This is a genomic window from Rhodovarius sp. (assembly GCF_040399605.1).
GTDB lineage: Bacteria > Pseudomonadota > Alphaproteobacteria > Acetobacterales > Acetobacteraceae > Rhodovarius > Rhodovarius crocodyli_A.
The window spans coordinates 43,604-57,748 of record NZ_JBBARU010000006.1; the positions used below are offsets into that span (position 1 = coordinate 43,604).

A 14,145-nucleotide genomic window follows, 5' to 3' on the forward strand; every position below is an offset into this window, starting at 1 on the left:
CTCAGAGAAAACGGGGATTGGGGGCAAGGCCCATGAGGTGCTGCCCCACGGTCTCGAAATGATTGCGCCGCCCCTGCACCTGCTGGGTGACGGCATGAATGTCGCGGAAGCGGCGCTCAAAGGGCTGGGTGAGGAAGATCGCCGTCGCCCCCGCCTCGGTCCAGGCGAAATCCGCCACCTCCTTGGCCTGATGGATGGCAAAGGTGGAGGCGAGGCGAATCGCCACCTTCTGGTCGGTGGTCATGCTGCCGCCGGCACTCACATGCTCATAGGTCTCGCTCAGCACGCTGACCAACCCCGCACGGGCGGCGCGCCACTTGCCTTCGGCCCAAGCGAGGCCGCTTTGCAGCACCGGGCTGTCGCGCAGCATGCGGCTGGTGGAGGTGGGGGTCTTCTCGCCCGCCAATTCGACAAAGGCATCGAGCATGCCGCGCGCAATGCCCAGCGCCACGCCGGCAAAGCCCGAGGCATAGAGATGGGTCGTGGTGAATTGATACAGCGTGCTCTCGCCATGCGGGCGGCGCTCATCATCACGGTCGCGCCGCACGGTGAAGGCCTCGGGCACGAAAAGGTCGCTCACGCTATAGGTGTCGCTGCCGGTGCCGCGCAGGCCCATCACCTGCCAGCGATCCACCATGGAGATGCTGCTGCGCGGAAACATCATGGTGCGCTCATAAGGCGTGCCCTCGGCGGTCATCCGCATGCTGCCGTCGCGCTCGCGCACGCGGCAATGGCCGCCAAACCACGTCGCGTGGCGCCCGCCGCTGGCAAAGGGCCAGGTGCCGGTCACGCGGTAGCCGCCATCCACCACCTGGGCGATCTGGTCCGGCCCCACCGTGCCCCAGGCCAGCGCCGCATTGGGCGCGCCCCAAATCGCCTGCGCCGCCTCAGCCTCCATATAGGCCGCGGCCATCGAGCAGCCCGAGGCCTGGCCCACGCACCAGGCGGTGGAGGCATCGGCGCTGGCGATGTGAATCATCATCTGCACATAGGCCTGCGGGCTGATCTCCTCGCCGCCAAAGGCCCGGGGCATCAGGGTGCGGAACATCCGCGCCTCATGCAGCATGGCGAGCAATTCGGGCGGCAATTCGCGCGTCGCCTCAATACGCGGCCCGGCCGCGGCAATATGGGGAACCAGGGCGCGGGCGCGGGCCACCGGATCGGCCGCCAGCACCTCGGCGGGCAAGATTGTTTCGACGGCACGGCTGATGGCTACGCTCACGCCGGTACTCCCTTGAAAGGCCCGGAACTTAGAAAGCCAGGCGGTTGTTGCGCCAAGTTTGACGCCCGGGCGATGCCCCCGTCAATCGGCTGCATGGCCGACTTGACCCGCAACCCAGGTGATGGCCCGATAGGCCCATAAACGCCAGGGCCTGACCCATGGCCAAAAGGGAGGGTAACATGCCCATTCGGTTCACGCGGCGTGCCGCCATGGCCTCTGCCATCGCCATGCCCGCCTTGGCGCAATCCCAGCCGGCCTGGCCGACCCGCCCGGTGCGCATCATCGTGCCCAGCGCCGCTGGCGGCTATGACACTTATGCCAGGCTGATGGCCCCGCGCCTGGCTGAATTGCTCGGCCAGCCGGTGGTGGTGGACAACCGGCCCGGCGCCAATGGCAATATCGGCATGGCCGAGGTGCAGCGCAGCCCCGCCGATGGCCATGTGCTGCTCTTCGGCCATATCGGCGCCATCACCGTCAACACCGCGATCTATCGCAATATGCCGCTCGACCCGGTGGAGGACCTGGCCCCCATCGCGGTGGCCGTGACATCGCCGCTGATCTGGGTGGTGAACCCCGCCTCGCCCTTCCAGGACATGCCAGGGCTGGTGGCCCGGGTGCAGGCCGAGCCGGATCGTTGGAATTATGCCAATCCCAGCTCCGGCTCGATCAACCATCTGCTGGTGGAGGATTTCAAGCTGCGCCATAGGCTGGTGATGCCCGGCGTGCCCTATCGCGGCACCCCCCAGGCGCAAATGGATGTGGTGTCCGGCCAGGTGCCCATCATGGTCGATAGCCTGGGCGCGGGCTGGGGGCATGTTTCGGCCGGGCGGGTGCGGGCCCTGGCGGTGACGGGCGCACAGCGTTCCGAGCGGCTGCCGGCGGTGCCCACCATGCTGGAGCTGGGGCTCGATGCGCGCGAGGTGGTGGCCTGGTACGCCTTCATGGCGCCGCGCGCCACGCCGGGGGCGGTGATCGAGCGGATGAATGCCGCAGTGAACCAGGTGCTGGGTGAGGAGGCGATGATCGGCCGCCTGCGCGAGTTGGGTGCCGCACCACGGCGCAGCACGCCAGCCGAATCGCAGGCCTTCATGCGCGCCGAGCGGGAGAATTGGGGCCGGGTCGCGCGGGCAGGAAATATCGTAGTGGAATAGGCGCTCTCAGCCGCCGATCAGGCGCTGCCGCAGCCGCCGCGAGAGCCAGTCAATCGCCATCACCATCATCACCATCATGATGATGATGAAGGCCACCTCGTCCCAATGCCGCACGCGGATCCGCTCGGCGATCTGCAGCCCGATGCCACCCGCCCCCACCACGCCCAGAATGCTGGCCGAGCGGGTATTGCTCTCAAAGAAATACAGCGCGTGGCCCAGCATGATGGGCGCCACCTGCGGCAATATCCCAAAGCGCATCACCAGGGTGGGTGAGCCGCCGGCAGCGGCAATGCCCTCGGCCTGCTTCTTCTCGGCATTCTCGATGGCTTCGGCATAGAGCTTGGCCAGCACGGCGATATCGGCGGTCGCGATCGCCAGCACCCCCGCGAGCGGCCCCAGCCCCACGGCGCGGACATAGGCCAGCGCCCAGATCAACTGATCCACGCCGCGCATGCCATCCAAGACCCGGCGCAGCGAAAACCGGAACAGCACGCTGCTCGCCACATTGCGTGCGCCCAGAAAACCCAGCGGTACGGCCACAACGGCCGCGATGAATGTCCCCAGAAAAGCCATGGCCAGGCTCTCAGCCAGCCCTTTGAGGATATCCAGCCACAATTCACCCGGCGATGGCGGGATCATCAGGCGGATAATCACCCCCAGGCCCTGCAAGCCATTCCAAAGCCGCCAAGGCGTTACATCAAACCACCACAGCGTGGCCAAAAGCCAAGCCACAAAGCCGGCCAGACCCAGAACCCGCCAGACCCGCACCGCCCCGCTGGGCCCAAAGGCCGCAGGCAGCCTGGCCCGCCGAGCCTGCACCTCGGCCGGGCTGAGGCTATGGCCGCCGGGATTGATCGCCCCGCTCACGACACCGCCTCAATCACCCGCCGGCGCAACGCGTCAGAGGCCAGATCAATGCAAACCACCGCCAAAATCACCAGCAGGATAATGGCGCTGATCTCCTCATAATAATTGAAGCTGATCACCTTATAGAGCTCCTCGCCAATGCCCCCCGCGCCGACAAAGCCGATCACGCTGGCCGAGCGCAGATTGATCTCAAAGCGCAGCATGGCGTAGCTGAGCAGGTCTGGTGCCGCCGCCGGCAGCACCGCATAGCGGCAGGCCTGGAACCACGACCCGCCCGAGGCCCGCACCCCCTCCCATGGCCGCATCTCGATATTCTCCATGGCATCGGCGAAGAGCTTTCCCAAAGCCCCGGCCGTGTGCAGCGCAATGGCCAATATCCCCGCCAGCGCGCCTACACCAAAAGCCCAGACGAAGATCAGGGCAAAGACAATTTCCGGCACGGTGCGGGTGGCTTCCAACAGCCGCCGCGCTACCTCGCTCATCCAGCCCGGCAGGCCCAGATTGCGCGCGGCGGGAAAGGCCAGCAGCAGCCCCGCCGCAGCCCCCATCAAGGTGGCAAGGGCTGCCATCTGTGCTGTCTCAAACAGCAGCAGCCCCCAATCGTCCAGACGATACATCCAAAACGCCAGCGAACCCTCGGTATCAGTGCCAGCGAAGAGCTTGCCCCATTCCAGCGACGGGGCGATGCGGCTGAAATATTCGCCAATCCGCGGCAGGCCCGCCCATAAGGTGGCGGGGTGGAATTCGCTCACCCAGCCCGCCATCAGCAGGCAGGCCAGCAGGATGGCGCCGCCCAGCAGGGTGGCGTTGCGGCGCTGCCGGCGCAATTCACAAAAGGCGGCCTCCATCCTGGCCACCGGGCCATTGGCGGGCCTTGCCATGCCGCTCACGCGCGCCGCCTGCGCGCGGCCGCTTCCTCGCGCCGCATATCGATGAAGAGCTGGTACTCCTCATGGCGCACCTCGCGGAAACCCAAGCCCTCGCCGCGCGCGATCTGGCGAAAAACCTCCGGCCGCGCGCCGGGCAGCGCCAGGTAGAAGCGCATAATATCCTCTCGAAATTCTGCAGGTAGATCAGTGCGCATGGTCAGCGGGCCATTCTGGATCGGCCGGCTTTGCCAGATGATGCGGAACTCACCCGCCCGCAGCATGCCCTTCTCCACCATGGCGCGGAGATTGCCGCGGCTAAAGCCGCGGGCGGCATCGCCAGTGCCCGAGCCCCAGGTCACCGCCGCGTCATATTGCCGTTGCAGCATGGCAACCACCGCCTGCTCATGCCCACCACCAAAGCCGGTGCGGCCGAAATACTGCCCCGCCTCCACCCCGATCCCGGCGCGGCGCAGTTCAAACCGGGGAATGAGGTAGCCCGAGGCGGAGTTGGGGTCAGCCCAGGCCAGGCTGCGTCCGCGCAGGCCTTCGAGGTCATTGATGCCGCTATCGGCGCGGACCACAATGACCGAGATATAGCTGGTCGAGCCATCCTCACCCTCGATGGTGGCGATGGGCTGCACGCCGCCATTGGTGTCGATCCAGGTGCCGGCATAGGCGGAGGCACCGAGTGCGGCGTATTCGATCTGCCGCGCGCCGAGTGCCTGCTGCACGCCGGCATAGTCGGAGGCGGGCATGAGCCGTACCGGAACCCTGAAAGTCTCCTCGAGCAGCGTGCGCAGCCCGTCGAAGCGGGCAAGCCGATCCGCCTCATTTTCGCCGCCCATCAGGCCGACACGGATTTGCGGCACCGCCTCCGCCCAGGCGCGGCGGCCGGGTTCGGGCAGTGTATGCCCGCCCTCGGCGCTGCGCCGCGGCCGCCAAGCATCGCCGCCCTGGCCGCGCGCCCAGGCGGGGGCCCAGGCGGGGGCCCAGGCGGGTGCCAAGGCGGGCGCCAGAAGCGCTGCGCCAAGAAGGGCACGGCGAGGCAAAAGCATGCAGGTCATGGCAGTCTCGACGAGGTGAGGTTCAGGAACGCCGGCGCCGCTCGGCCGCCTCTTCGCGGCGCATATCCACCAGAAACTGGAACTGCTCATGCGTCACGGTGCGGTAGCCCGTGCCGCCGCCGCGCTCGATCTGCTCGTAGATTTGCGGATGGGTCTTGGGCAGCGCCAGGTGGAAGTTGGTGATGTCGTCCTTGAACGCCTGGGGCAGTTCACGGCGCACCGTCAGCGGGCCGTTGATAATCGGGTCGGAACTCCAGATGATCCGAAGGTCACGCATGTTCAGCATGCCCTTATCGACCATCGCGCGCAGATTCCCACGGCTGAAACCCTGCTCCAGATCGCCCTGGCCGGAGGCCCAGGTCACCGATGCGTCGTATTGCCGCTGCAGCACGGCCACCACCGCCTGCTCATGTCCGCCGCCAAAACCGGTGCGGGAGAAATACTGGCCGCTCTCCACCGCAATATTCTGTCGCCGCAGCGCAAAGCGCGGCACCAGATAGCCCGAGGTGGAATTCGCATCGGCCCAAGCCAGCGACTTGCCGCGCATCCCCGCAAGGTCGGTAATGCCGCTATCGGCGCGCGTCACCATCACAGCGATATAGGAGATCGAGCCATCGCGCTCCTCGGGCACCATCAGTGGTTCAACCCGGCCATTGGTGTCGATCCAGGTGCCGGCATAGACCGAGGGCCCCATGCCGGCGATTTCAATCTGCCCGGCCGAGAAGGCCTGCAGCACGCCGGCATAATCCGAAGCGGCGAAGAGCCGCACGGGAATGTCGAAGGTGCTGGCCAGCAAGGCCTGATAGGCGCCGAAGCGACCCAGCCGGTCGGCCTCGTTCTCGCCACCCAAGAGGCCGATGCGCAGTTGCGGCACCTGCGCAGCCCAGGGCTTGCGGCCGGTGGGAGGCATGGCGGTTGCGGCATCTGCGCTGCGGCGCGCGCCAGGGGCCACCTGAAGCGCCGCAGCGGGCGATCCCGTCTGGGCCATGGCGGAAAACAGCGGCGCAGCGGCAAGGCCAGCGCCGAAGAGACGGCGTGAAAGCATGGTGGTCTCCTGTTGTTGAAAGTTCAGACGAGCGCGCCGGATGGCATAGGCATCATGGCGGCACTTGGGGGTTCGGCGGCATGAAACTCCGCCTCGCTCACGCCATAGATCTGCGCCACCCGCTCGGCGGTGAGTTCCCCCGGCAGGCCATCGAACATCACCCGGCCCGAATGCATGGCGATGATCCGGTCGCAATAAGCGCGCGCGGTGTCGAGATGGTGCAGATTGACCAGCACTGTCAGCCCATCCTGCCGGTTCACCTGCCGCAGCGCATCCATCACAACCCGGGCATTTTGCGGGTCGAGGCTGGCAATCGGCTCATCGGCCAGCAGGATGCGCGGCTGCTGCATCAGCGCCCGGCAAATCGCCACGCGCTGCTGCTGCCCGCCCGAGAGCGTATCAGCGCGCTGCAAGGCGGTGCCGAGCAGATCAAACCGATCCAGTGTGGCCAGCGCCATGGCCCGCTCCTCGGCAGAGAATTGGCCAAAAAGCGAAGCCAGATGGGCCAGCATGCCATGGCGGTGGTTCAGCCGCCCGATCAGCACATTGGTCAGCACATCAAGCCGCTGCACCAGGTTGAATTGCTGGAAGATCATCGCGCAGCCGGTGCGCCAGTCGCGCAGGGCCTGGCCCTGCAATTGGCTCACCTCCTGCCCGCCAAAACGGATGCTGCCCGCCGAAGGCTCGGCGAGGCGGTTGAGCAGGCGCAGCAAGGTGGATTTGCCCGCACCAGAGCGGCCGATGATTCCCACCATCTGGCCATCGGGAATGCATAGCGACACCTGGTCCACCGCGCGCACCGCGCCGTATTGCCGCGTCAATCCCTCGATCTCAAGCATGGCTTTACCTTGAATGAGCGGCGGCGATAGACGGCAAAAGTTGCAATTGAATGACGGTTTGACGAAAGCCTCGTGGCAGTGCAACGCCGCTCAGCCAGCCAGACGTGACGGAGGGTCAATTTTATGATACCCATGCAGGGCGATAGGGGATGTCGGTGCTCGATTTGCACTTTGTTCAGGCCATTGCCGGTACAAAGGCGTCAGACCTCCTCGGCGCAATGCCATGCGATGGCGCGTGACAAGGGGGCTGAGGGCCGGATGGCTCGATCACCCGCGCGTGCCTTGGTGACGGCATAAGGCGAGAATTCCAGGTGGCCGCGCTACTGCCAGGCGCGGTGATTGAAAGGTTTGCTCCATGCCCAGTGCCAAGCGGCCGAAAGCCGAAAGCGACGCAACCCCGGCCAAGGCCGCCCAGGGGCCTGGCGGCGCCAAAACCGCCTCGCCCGCCGCTAAGCCAGCGGCGAAACCAGCCGCCAAACCAGCCGCCACGCCCCCCGGGGCAGCGGCGGAGAGGAAACCAGCAGCAAAGGCCGCACCAGCCGCCACCACCAAAACCGCCGCCACCAAACCCGCCACTGCGAAGACCCCCGCCGCCAAAAAACCCTCCGCCCAGACACCTCCCGCCCAGGCACCCGCAGTCCAGGCACCCGCAGTCCAGGCACCCGCCGTCCAGGCACCCGCCGCCCGGGCACCCACCGCCCGGGCCCCCGCCGCCGAAGGCGCATCCACCAAAGCCGCAGGGCCGGCAGCAAAGCCCGATTTGAAAGACATTGTGACCCAAACCGCCAAGCCAGCCGCGAAAACCCGTTCCAAGCCAGCCGCGGCGCCTGCGGCAGAACCCGCCGCCCCCCCTGCCCCAGCCCCACGCAAGGCCATGAGCAATGCCGCCGCGGCCCAGGCGCTGATGGCCTCGGCCACGGCCAGCAAGGAGGCCGCTGCGCGCAACGCCGCCAAAGCCGCCGCCGATAAGGCCGCCGCCGAAGCCGCCGCCGCCCCCCCCCCCCCCCCACCGGTGCAGACCATCTCGCCACCCATCGCCCAACGCCCGGGAATGTCGCGCCCCGGCATGCCCGGCATGCGCCCCGCTTTCAGCATCACGCCGCGCATGCCCATGGGCGCGCTGCGCAGCGGTGGCATGGCCGAGGCCCAGGCCGGCGCCCCCAAAGCCCCGCCGGTCAAGGTGGATTTCCGCACCGGCGACATGGTGGTCTATCCCACCCATGGCGTCGGCACGGTCCAGGGCATTGAGGATGTGAATGTGGCGGGAATTTCCCTGCAGGTGATCACCGTCACCTTCGAGGAAAACCGCATGACGCTGCGCGTGCCCACCAACAAGGCCGCCAGTGCCGGCCTACGCAAACTGGCCGGCCCCGCCCTGGTGAAACTCGCGCTGGACACGCTGAAGGGCCGCGCACGCATCAAGCGTACCATGTGGTCCCGCCGCGCCCAGGAATATGAGGCGAAGATCAATTCGGGCGATCCGGTCGCCATCGCCGAAGTCGTGCGCGACCTCTTCCGCAATGCCGGCCAGCCGGACCAATCCTTCTCCGAACGGCAAATCTATGAGCAGGCGCTTGACCGCTTGGCCATGGAATTCGCCGCCATCGAGAAAACCGACAAGCCCACCGCCATCGAGCGGCTGATCGCCCATATGCGCAGCGCCGAAAAACCCGGCGCTAAGCCCATCGAGGAACCGATCGAGGAAGAGTGATCAGGGCCCAGGCCGGGCCATTGCCAATTCATCATTCCAAGGAATATGATATCGCTATCTTGAAGGATCCGCCCCCGCCTTGGCATCTCCCCATCCGGCCATGAAATCCCAGCCCCGGGCGGCACTCCTCGCCCTATCTGCTCTATTGGGGCTGGCGGGATGCGCCGGCGAAAACCCTTTTACGCGCCATGTCAGCCAATGTTCTGATGGCGGCTTCCCCCCGGGAAGCCAGGGCTTCGCGCCTTGCATGTCCGGCAGCACGGCGCGAGCGGCGGAATCAGCCGATGAACGGCGCGAACGGCAGCGCTGGTTGGCTCGGCTTGAGCGCGAGCGCATCGCCGCCGAGCAAAGGGTGCGCGATGAACAGGGCGCGGTGATTGGTATGCGGCGTTAGCGCCGAATCTGTTCATGCGGCGTCAGGCAGGGGCGCTGCCCCTGCACCCCGGCAAGAAACTCAGTTTCTTGCATCTTCGATATGTCCGCTCTTGATTGGGGTTAGGATTTTATTGACTATTGCGAGACATTGAATTACAATATCTTCCGTTTTGCTGTTTGTATAATTGAATCCGTCTTGCCTCCATGCGCGGTCTTGGCATGCCGGCCTCGCGGCGGCCGTGCCGCCGCCAAACCCGCATCGAACACGGCCGCGGCAATTTGTCCGAATACGACATGTTTTACATTTCAGAGCCTTGGCGTGGCCCCTCGCCTTATCCGGCCAGCGCCCGCTTCGCCGCCTCAGCCAAGAACCCCGAGGCATAGGGCAGCACATCATCGGAGAAATCATAACCGGCATTGTGCAATTCCCGCCCAGCCTCGGCCGGGCCATTGCCAATCCAGACAAAGGCGCCGGGCACCTCCGCCAGGAACCAGGAAAAATCCTCGCCCGTCATGGCCGGGGGCATGTCACGCCGCAGCGGCGCCACCGCCGCCGCCGCCCCTGCGGCAATCTCCCGCTCAGCGGCCGAATTTGCCGTCACCGGCACACCGCGGGAGAAATGCGCAATGGCCGAAAGGCCAAAGCTCGCCGCCACACCCGCCGCCACTTCGCGAATCCGCTGCTCGATATAATCGCCCACCGACTCATCGAGCCAGCGCGCGGTGCCCATCAATTCCGCCCTGCCAGCAATCTGGTTCTGCGCCTCGCCCGCGCGGGCGATGGTCACGCTCACCACACCACTCGCCAGCGGGTCCACGCCCCGCGCCACGATGCTTTGCAACGCCACAATGGCATGGCCCAACCCCAGCATGGGGTCGCGCGTCATATGCGGCAGCGCGGCATGGCCCGAATGGCCCTCAAAGGCGATATCAAACCGCGCACCCGCCGCCATCACCGCCCGCTCATGCACCGCAACCGTGCCCACCGGCAGGCCAGGCCAATTGTGCCAGCCAAAAATGCGATCCATCGGAAAACGCTGGAACAGCCCATCGGCGATCATCGCCCGCGCGCCGCCACCGCCCTCCTCCGCCGGCTGGAACACCAGCTGCACCGTGCCCGACCAGGAGGTGTCATCCAACAACAGCTTGGCCGCGCCCAGCAGCGCCGTGGTATGGCCATCATGGCCGCAGGCATGCATCACGCCCGGGATGGTGCTCGACCAGGGCAGCGCCAGATTGGTTTCCTGGATCGGCAGCGCATCCATATCAGCACGCAGCCCCACCGCCCGATTCGCCCCCTGGCCACTGCCCCGCCGCAGGGTTGCCACCACGCCATGGCCGCCCACGCCGGGGGTGATCTCGCTCACCCCCAATTCGCGCAGCTTCTCAACCACGAAGGCCGCAGTGTGCTGCTCATGCAAGGTCAGGCCCGGATGGGCATGGAGGTGGCGTCGCCATTGGGTGAGGCGATGATGCAGGCTTGGGTCCATTGGTTGAGGTTACGGGCCCCAGCGCGACTTGCCCAGTGCAGCCGCCGCCGCTTCAGCAAGGGCCCGTTCATATTTTGCCTTCATTCTGGGCGCCCCCACCAGGAGGCGGATGATCCATGGCAGTGCCTCTGCCCCAATACCCTTTCCAGCCCATGCCGCTGGTCACGGCAATGGCGCTTGCCCGGGCGGCCTTCGATTCCATCAAATCGCATGGGCTTGCGCCGCTGCCGCCCTATTACGCCGTGTGGTTCGAGCATCACGCCGGCAGCCTGCCCGAATTGAGTGAGGCGCTGGAAGCTGCGATCAGCGGGGGTGTGGTCAATGATTCGCTGATGCGCGAACTCAATGCCCGCCACCTCGAACATCTGCCCGAATTCAGCGTGTTGAGCGATGCGCTGACCCGGCTCAGCGGCACCCTGAAGGAGGCGATGAGCAGCCTCGATACCCATGGGGCCGACACCGCCGCCTTCAGCAATGCCCTCGATGAACTCTCCACCGGCCCGGCACCGGATGCGCAGCGCCTGCGTGAAGCGCTCTCCCGGCTGGCCGATGAAGCCCGCGAAATGGCCCGCCGCAGCAAGCAGATGAGCGGCCAACTCGCCGCATCCACCCAGCAGATCGAGCATTTGCGCTCCGAATTGCAGGATGCGCGGCGCGATGCGATGACCGATGCGCTGACCAGCCTGCCCAATCGCCGCGCCTTTGACGAAACCCTCCAACGCATGGCCACCGCCACCGAGGGCAGTGGCGAGCCTCTCAGCCTTATGCTCGTCGATATCGACCATTTCAAACGGGTGAATGACCGCTTTGGCCATCCCGTGGGCGATGCGCTGTTGCGCCGCACCGCCTCGACCATCCGCAATGGCCTGCCGCTGGGGGGCATGGTGGCACGCTTCGGGGGCGAGGAGTTCGCGGTGCTGCTGCCCGGCCAGAACCTCGCAACCGCAATCGAGGAGGCGGAGCGTCTGCGCCTGGCGGTATCGGGCCAGCGCCTTGCCATGCGCCGCAGCGGTGAGAGGTTGAGCGATGTCACCATCTCACTCGGCCTGGCCGAACTCCTACCCGGCGAGGATGTGGCCGCCACGCTCGAAAGGGCGGATAGCGCGCTCTATCGCGCCAAGCAGGAGGGCCGGAACAGGGTGTGCTGGGAGCCTATGGCAGCGCCAGTCGCCGCATCCCACGCCACAATTTCCGCCACACCACGCTACGCCACGGTGAAAAACTGGACCTGAACGCCCCAAAGCCAGCAGATTTGGGGCTGAGGCTTTTGACGCCCAGCCGCCCCAGATCAGCCGCCCCAGATCAGCCGCCCCAGGTCAGCCACCCCAGGTCAGCCGCCCCAGATCAGCCGCCGCAGGTCAGCCGCCGCGGTTCACAACCCGTTCAATTTCGGCGCGCACCGCGCGCTCCACAATGCCCGGCAAGTGCTTGTCCAGCCATTCCTTCAGCATGGGGCGGACTTCCTCGCGCACCACATCCTCAATGGTGGGACCGCCGCGGGAGATGGCGCTGCCGCGCTCCTGCGTCACCGCACGCACCAGTTGGCCCACCGAAGCGGCGGCGGCAGCGGCGGCGGCGGGGGCCACCAGTTCAGGGGCGGACAGCAGCGCTGCGGGCTCCAGCAATGGCGCCGGCACCGGCGCAACAAAGGCAGGCTCCGCCGCAAAGGCGGGAATGGCCGCGAGGGCGGGCACCGCTTCGGGCTGCGCCGCGGGGTGGGGGGGCGCCTGGGGGAGTGGTGCCTGGGGGAGTGACGCCTGGGGTTCGCTCACCAGCATCTCCTCGGTCAGCACCAAAGGTTCAGCGCGGGTTCCGGGCTTTGTGGCGGGCCCGGCCGAGCCCTCATCCTCGTTCAGGATCTTGCGGATCGAGGCGAGGATATCATCCATCGATGGCTCGGCGCCTGGCTTGTTATTCCCCGTTCCACTCATTGGCCTCAGCCCTTCAGCGGGTTGTGGTGGCGGCGGCCGAGCGCGCATAGTCGCCCAGGCCAACCCAGCGGTCACGCACGGCGTTGTAATAGGCACGCATGTCGTAGAACTCGACCGGCAGGCCGAGATCCTGCGCCGTCAGCCGCCCCACGGCGGAGGCGACGGAGTAGGAGGCATTGATATTATCTGCCAGCGCCCGCACCAGGGAGACGCGGGCATTGAGCAATTCCTGCTCGGCGTTGAGCACGTCGAGCGTGGTGCGGCTGCCCACAATGGCCTCGCGCTGCACGCCATCAAGGGCGATTTCCTGCGCGCGGATCTGGGCGCGGACGCTTTCCACCTGGGCGCGGGTGCTGCGCAGGGCCTCCCAGGCGCTGGTGGCCTGCTGCACGGCCACGGCCCGGGCATCGGCCACCAGCGAACGCTGCCGCTGAGCCTCCTGCCGCGCCTGGCGAACCTGGCTGTATTCCGCGCCACCTTGGTAGATCGGCACGGAGAGGTTCGCCGTCACCTGCCCGCCATTGACCCGGCTATGTGGCACGGCGGCATTGTCGTTGCGGAAAGCCTGGCTGGTCACGCTCACCTGCGGCATCAGCGCGGAGAGCTGGATGTCGATGGCATCGCGCGAGGCGGCCTCGTCGAACAAGGTCGCCACCACGGCGGGGTTGTTATTCGCCGCCTGCTCCTGCGCCGCCTGGGCGCTGCGCACCGGGGCCTGCAAGGGCTGCGGCGCGACCAGGCGCTGCGGCGCCTGGCCGACCAGGCGCTGGAAGGTGGCGCGGGCAATCTCGAGTTGGCCCTCGGCCTGGGCGCGGGTGGCCCGCGCGCCGGCGAGGCGCGATTCGGCCTGCGCCACGTCGGTGCGGGTGATTTCACCCACCCGGAAGCGCTCATTGGTGGCTTGCAGCTGGCGGGTGAGCACCTGCTCGTTATTGATGTTCAGCCGCACCTCCTCCTGCGTGCGGATGACCGCGATGTAGGAATTGGAGGTGTCCAGCATCACGCCCTGCTCCACCGCATAGAGGCGGGCGCGCTGGGCGAGCACCCGATTCTCCGAATTGCGGACGGAGGCGATGGTGCGCCCGCCGCGATAGATCGGCTGCGTCATCTGGATGCTGCCGGTGGCGAAGGTGCGCTCCTGCCGCTGGGTGGTGGAGATGAAGTTCGAAGCCCCGGTAAAGCCTGTCTCACGGCTGACGATATTGGCCGAGGGATCGCGAAAGTAATTGCTGTTGTCGTTGCGAAACACCTGCGCCTGGCTGCGGGTTCGCTGATCGGCCGCACCGGCGCTGCCGCTCACCACAACGGTCGGCCGCCAGCCTGACAGGGACTGGGGGACGCTCTCATCCACAGTGCGCAATTGCGCGCGCGCCGCCAGCAGGGTGGGGTTATTGGCATAGGCCGTGGCCAGCGCATCCTGCAGCGACTGCGCCGAGGCGGGCATGGCAGCGGCGAGAATACCAGCCGTGACCATGGCAGCAGCGGATTGGCGGTTCGTCGGCTTGCTTGTCATGTCATCCTCATCGGGTCGGCGGCAGTTCGGTTGACCTATTGGAGCAGTGCGAGATGGGGCTGCTTTTA

14 protein-coding genes are annotated in these 14,145 nt (G+C 66.7%); 4 read left to right on the forward strand and 10 right to left on the reverse strand.

Annotation, left to right across the window (positions count from 1 at the left end):
* Window position 1: 1 nt before the first annotated feature.
* Window positions 2–1,222, reverse strand: coding sequence for an acyl-CoA dehydrogenase family protein (locus ABWP84_RS03490; protein WP_353210605.1), 1,221 nt, complete (start codon window positions 1,220–1,222; stop codon window positions 2–4).
* A 179-nt stretch (window positions 1,223–1,401) separates the two neighbouring features.
* Between ABWP84_RS03490 and ABWP84_RS03495 the strand changes: the two genes are divergently transcribed.
* Entirely contained in the window at window positions 1,402–2,373 is a 972-nt protein-coding gene (locus ABWP84_RS03495) for a tripartite tricarboxylate transporter substrate binding protein (protein ID WP_353210606.1), read from the forward strand.
* Window positions 2,374–2,379: 6 nt separating this feature from the next.
* Here the strand turns inward: ABWP84_RS03495 and phnE (ABWP84_RS03500) are convergent, their stop codons facing one another.
* The 6 genes from phnE (ABWP84_RS03500) to ABWP84_RS03525 form a co-directional block, all read right to left on the reverse strand.
* Window positions 2,380–3,240, reverse strand: coding sequence for a phosphonate ABC transporter, permease protein PhnE (phnE, locus tag ABWP84_RS03500; RefSeq protein ID WP_353210607.1), 861 nt, complete (start codon window positions 3,238–3,240; stop codon window positions 2,380–2,382).
* The gene (gene phnE / locus ABWP84_RS03505) at window positions 3,237–4,121 is read right to left on the reverse strand and encodes a phosphonate ABC transporter, permease protein PhnE (protein WP_353210654.1); all 885 of its coding nucleotides are present in this window, start codon (window positions 4,119–4,121) and stop codon (window positions 3,237–3,239) included. The genes phnE (ABWP84_RS03500) and phnE (ABWP84_RS03505) overlap by 4 nt, the downstream gene beginning before the upstream one ends.
* A 5-nt stretch (window positions 4,122–4,126) precedes the next feature.
* Entirely contained in the window at window positions 4,127–5,164 is a 1,038-nt protein-coding gene (gene phnD / locus ABWP84_RS03510) for a phosphate/phosphite/phosphonate ABC transporter substrate-binding protein (RefSeq protein ID WP_353210608.1), read from the reverse strand.
* Between the two features lie 31 nt (window positions 5,165–5,195).
* Window positions 5,196–6,218 carry a phosphate/phosphite/phosphonate ABC transporter substrate-binding protein gene (gene phnD, locus ABWP84_RS03515; RefSeq protein ID WP_353210609.1) on the reverse strand — a complete coding sequence of 341 codons (1,023 nt, stop codon included), beginning with the start codon at window positions 6,216–6,218 and terminating at the stop codon, window positions 5,196–5,198.
* A 23-nt stretch (window positions 6,219–6,241) separates the two neighbouring features.
* Window positions 6,242–7,057 (reverse strand): phosphonate ABC transporter ATP-binding protein, encoded by an 816-nt coding sequence (gene phnC, locus ABWP84_RS03520; protein WP_353210610.1) that lies wholly within the window; start codon window positions 7,055–7,057, stop codon window positions 6,242–6,244.
* Window positions 7,058–7,324: 267 nt separating this feature from the next.
* On the reverse strand, window positions 7,325–7,828 hold the full coding sequence (locus tag ABWP84_RS03525; protein WP_353210611.1) for a hypothetical protein: 504 nt from the start codon (window positions 7,826–7,828) through the stop codon (window positions 7,325–7,327).
* Window positions 7,829–7,931: 103 nt separating this feature from the next.
* Between ABWP84_RS03525 and ABWP84_RS03530 the strand changes: the two genes are divergently transcribed.
* Window positions 7,932–8,768: a CarD family transcriptional regulator gene (locus ABWP84_RS03530; protein WP_353210612.1), complete on the forward strand. Its 837-nt coding sequence runs from the start codon at window positions 7,932–7,934 to the stop codon at window positions 8,766–8,768.
* Window positions 8,769–9,015: 247 nt separating this feature from the next.
* On the forward strand, window positions 9,016–9,162 hold the full coding sequence (locus tag ABWP84_RS03535; RefSeq protein WP_353210613.1) for a hypothetical protein: 147 nt from the start codon (window positions 9,016–9,018) through the stop codon (window positions 9,160–9,162).
* A 313-nt stretch (window positions 9,163–9,475) separates the two neighbouring features.
* Here the strand turns inward: ABWP84_RS03535 and ABWP84_RS03540 are convergent, their stop codons facing one another.
* Window positions 9,476–10,633 carry an amidohydrolase gene (locus ABWP84_RS03540; protein ID WP_353210614.1) on the reverse strand — a complete coding sequence of 386 codons (1,158 nt, stop codon included), beginning with the start codon at window positions 10,631–10,633 and terminating at the stop codon, window positions 9,476–9,478.
* A 116-nt stretch (window positions 10,634–10,749) separates the two neighbouring features.
* Between ABWP84_RS03540 and ABWP84_RS03545 the strand changes: the two genes are divergently transcribed.
* Window positions 10,750–11,865, forward strand: a complete 1,116-nt coding sequence (locus tag ABWP84_RS03545) for a diguanylate cyclase (RefSeq protein WP_353210615.1) — start codon at window positions 10,750–10,752, stop codon at window positions 11,863–11,865.
* A gap of 126 nt (window positions 11,866–11,991) precedes the next feature.
* Here the strand turns inward: ABWP84_RS03545 and ABWP84_RS03550 are convergent, their stop codons facing one another.
* Entirely contained in the window at window positions 11,992–12,522 is a 531-nt protein-coding gene (locus ABWP84_RS03550; RefSeq protein ID WP_353210616.1) for a DUF2497 domain-containing protein, read from the reverse strand.
* Between the two features lie 55 nt (window positions 12,523–12,577).
* Window positions 12,578–14,077, reverse strand: a complete 1,500-nt coding sequence (locus ABWP84_RS03555) for a TolC family outer membrane protein (RefSeq protein ID WP_353210617.1) — start codon at window positions 14,075–14,077, stop codon at window positions 12,578–12,580.
* Between the last annotated feature and the right edge of the window lie 68 nt (window positions 14,078–14,145).

Excerpts from the sequence above, each read along its gene's own strand:
- ABWP84_RS03495 (WP_353210606.1), top strand. The coding sequence starts at position 1,402 with ATGCCCATTCGGTTCACGCGGCGTGCCGCCATGGCCTCTGCCATCGCC.
- phnE (WP_353210654.1), bottom strand. The coding sequence starts at position 4,121 with ATGGCAAGGCCCGCCAATGGCCCGGTGGCCAGGATGGAGGCCGCCTTT.
- phnD (WP_353210608.1), bottom strand. The coding sequence starts at position 5,164 with ATGCTTTTGCCTCGCCGTGCCCTTCTTGGCGCAGCGCTTCTGGCGCCC.
- phnD (WP_353210609.1), bottom strand. The coding sequence starts at position 6,218 with ATGCTTTCACGCCGTCTCTTCGGCGCTGGCCTTGCCGCTGCGCCGCTG.
- phnC (WP_353210610.1), bottom strand. The coding sequence starts at position 7,057 with ATGCTTGAGATCGAGGGATTGACGCGGCAATACGGCGCGGTGCGCGCG.
- ABWP84_RS03525 (WP_353210611.1), bottom strand. The coding sequence starts at position 7,828 with ATGTCTTTCAAATCGGGCTTTGCTGCCGGCCCTGCGGCTTTGGTGGAT.
- ABWP84_RS03530 (WP_353210612.1), top strand. The coding sequence starts at position 7,932 with ATGAGCAATGCCGCCGCGGCCCAGGCGCTGATGGCCTCGGCCACGGCC.
- ABWP84_RS03535 (WP_353210613.1), top strand. The coding sequence starts at position 9,016 with ATGTCCGGCAGCACGGCGCGAGCGGCGGAATCAGCCGATGAACGGCGC.
- ABWP84_RS03540 (WP_353210614.1), bottom strand. The coding sequence starts at position 10,633 with ATGGACCCAAGCCTGCATCATCGCCTCACCCAATGGCGACGCCACCTC.
- ABWP84_RS03545 (WP_353210615.1), top strand. The coding sequence starts at position 10,750 with ATGGCAGTGCCTCTGCCCCAATACCCTTTCCAGCCCATGCCGCTGGTC.
- ABWP84_RS03550 (WP_353210616.1), bottom strand. The coding sequence starts at position 12,522 with ATGGATGATATCCTCGCCTCGATCCGCAAGATCCTGAACGAGGATGAG.
- ABWP84_RS03555 (WP_353210617.1), bottom strand. The coding sequence starts at position 14,077 with ATGACAAGCAAGCCGACGAACCGCCAATCCGCTGCTGCCATGGTCACG.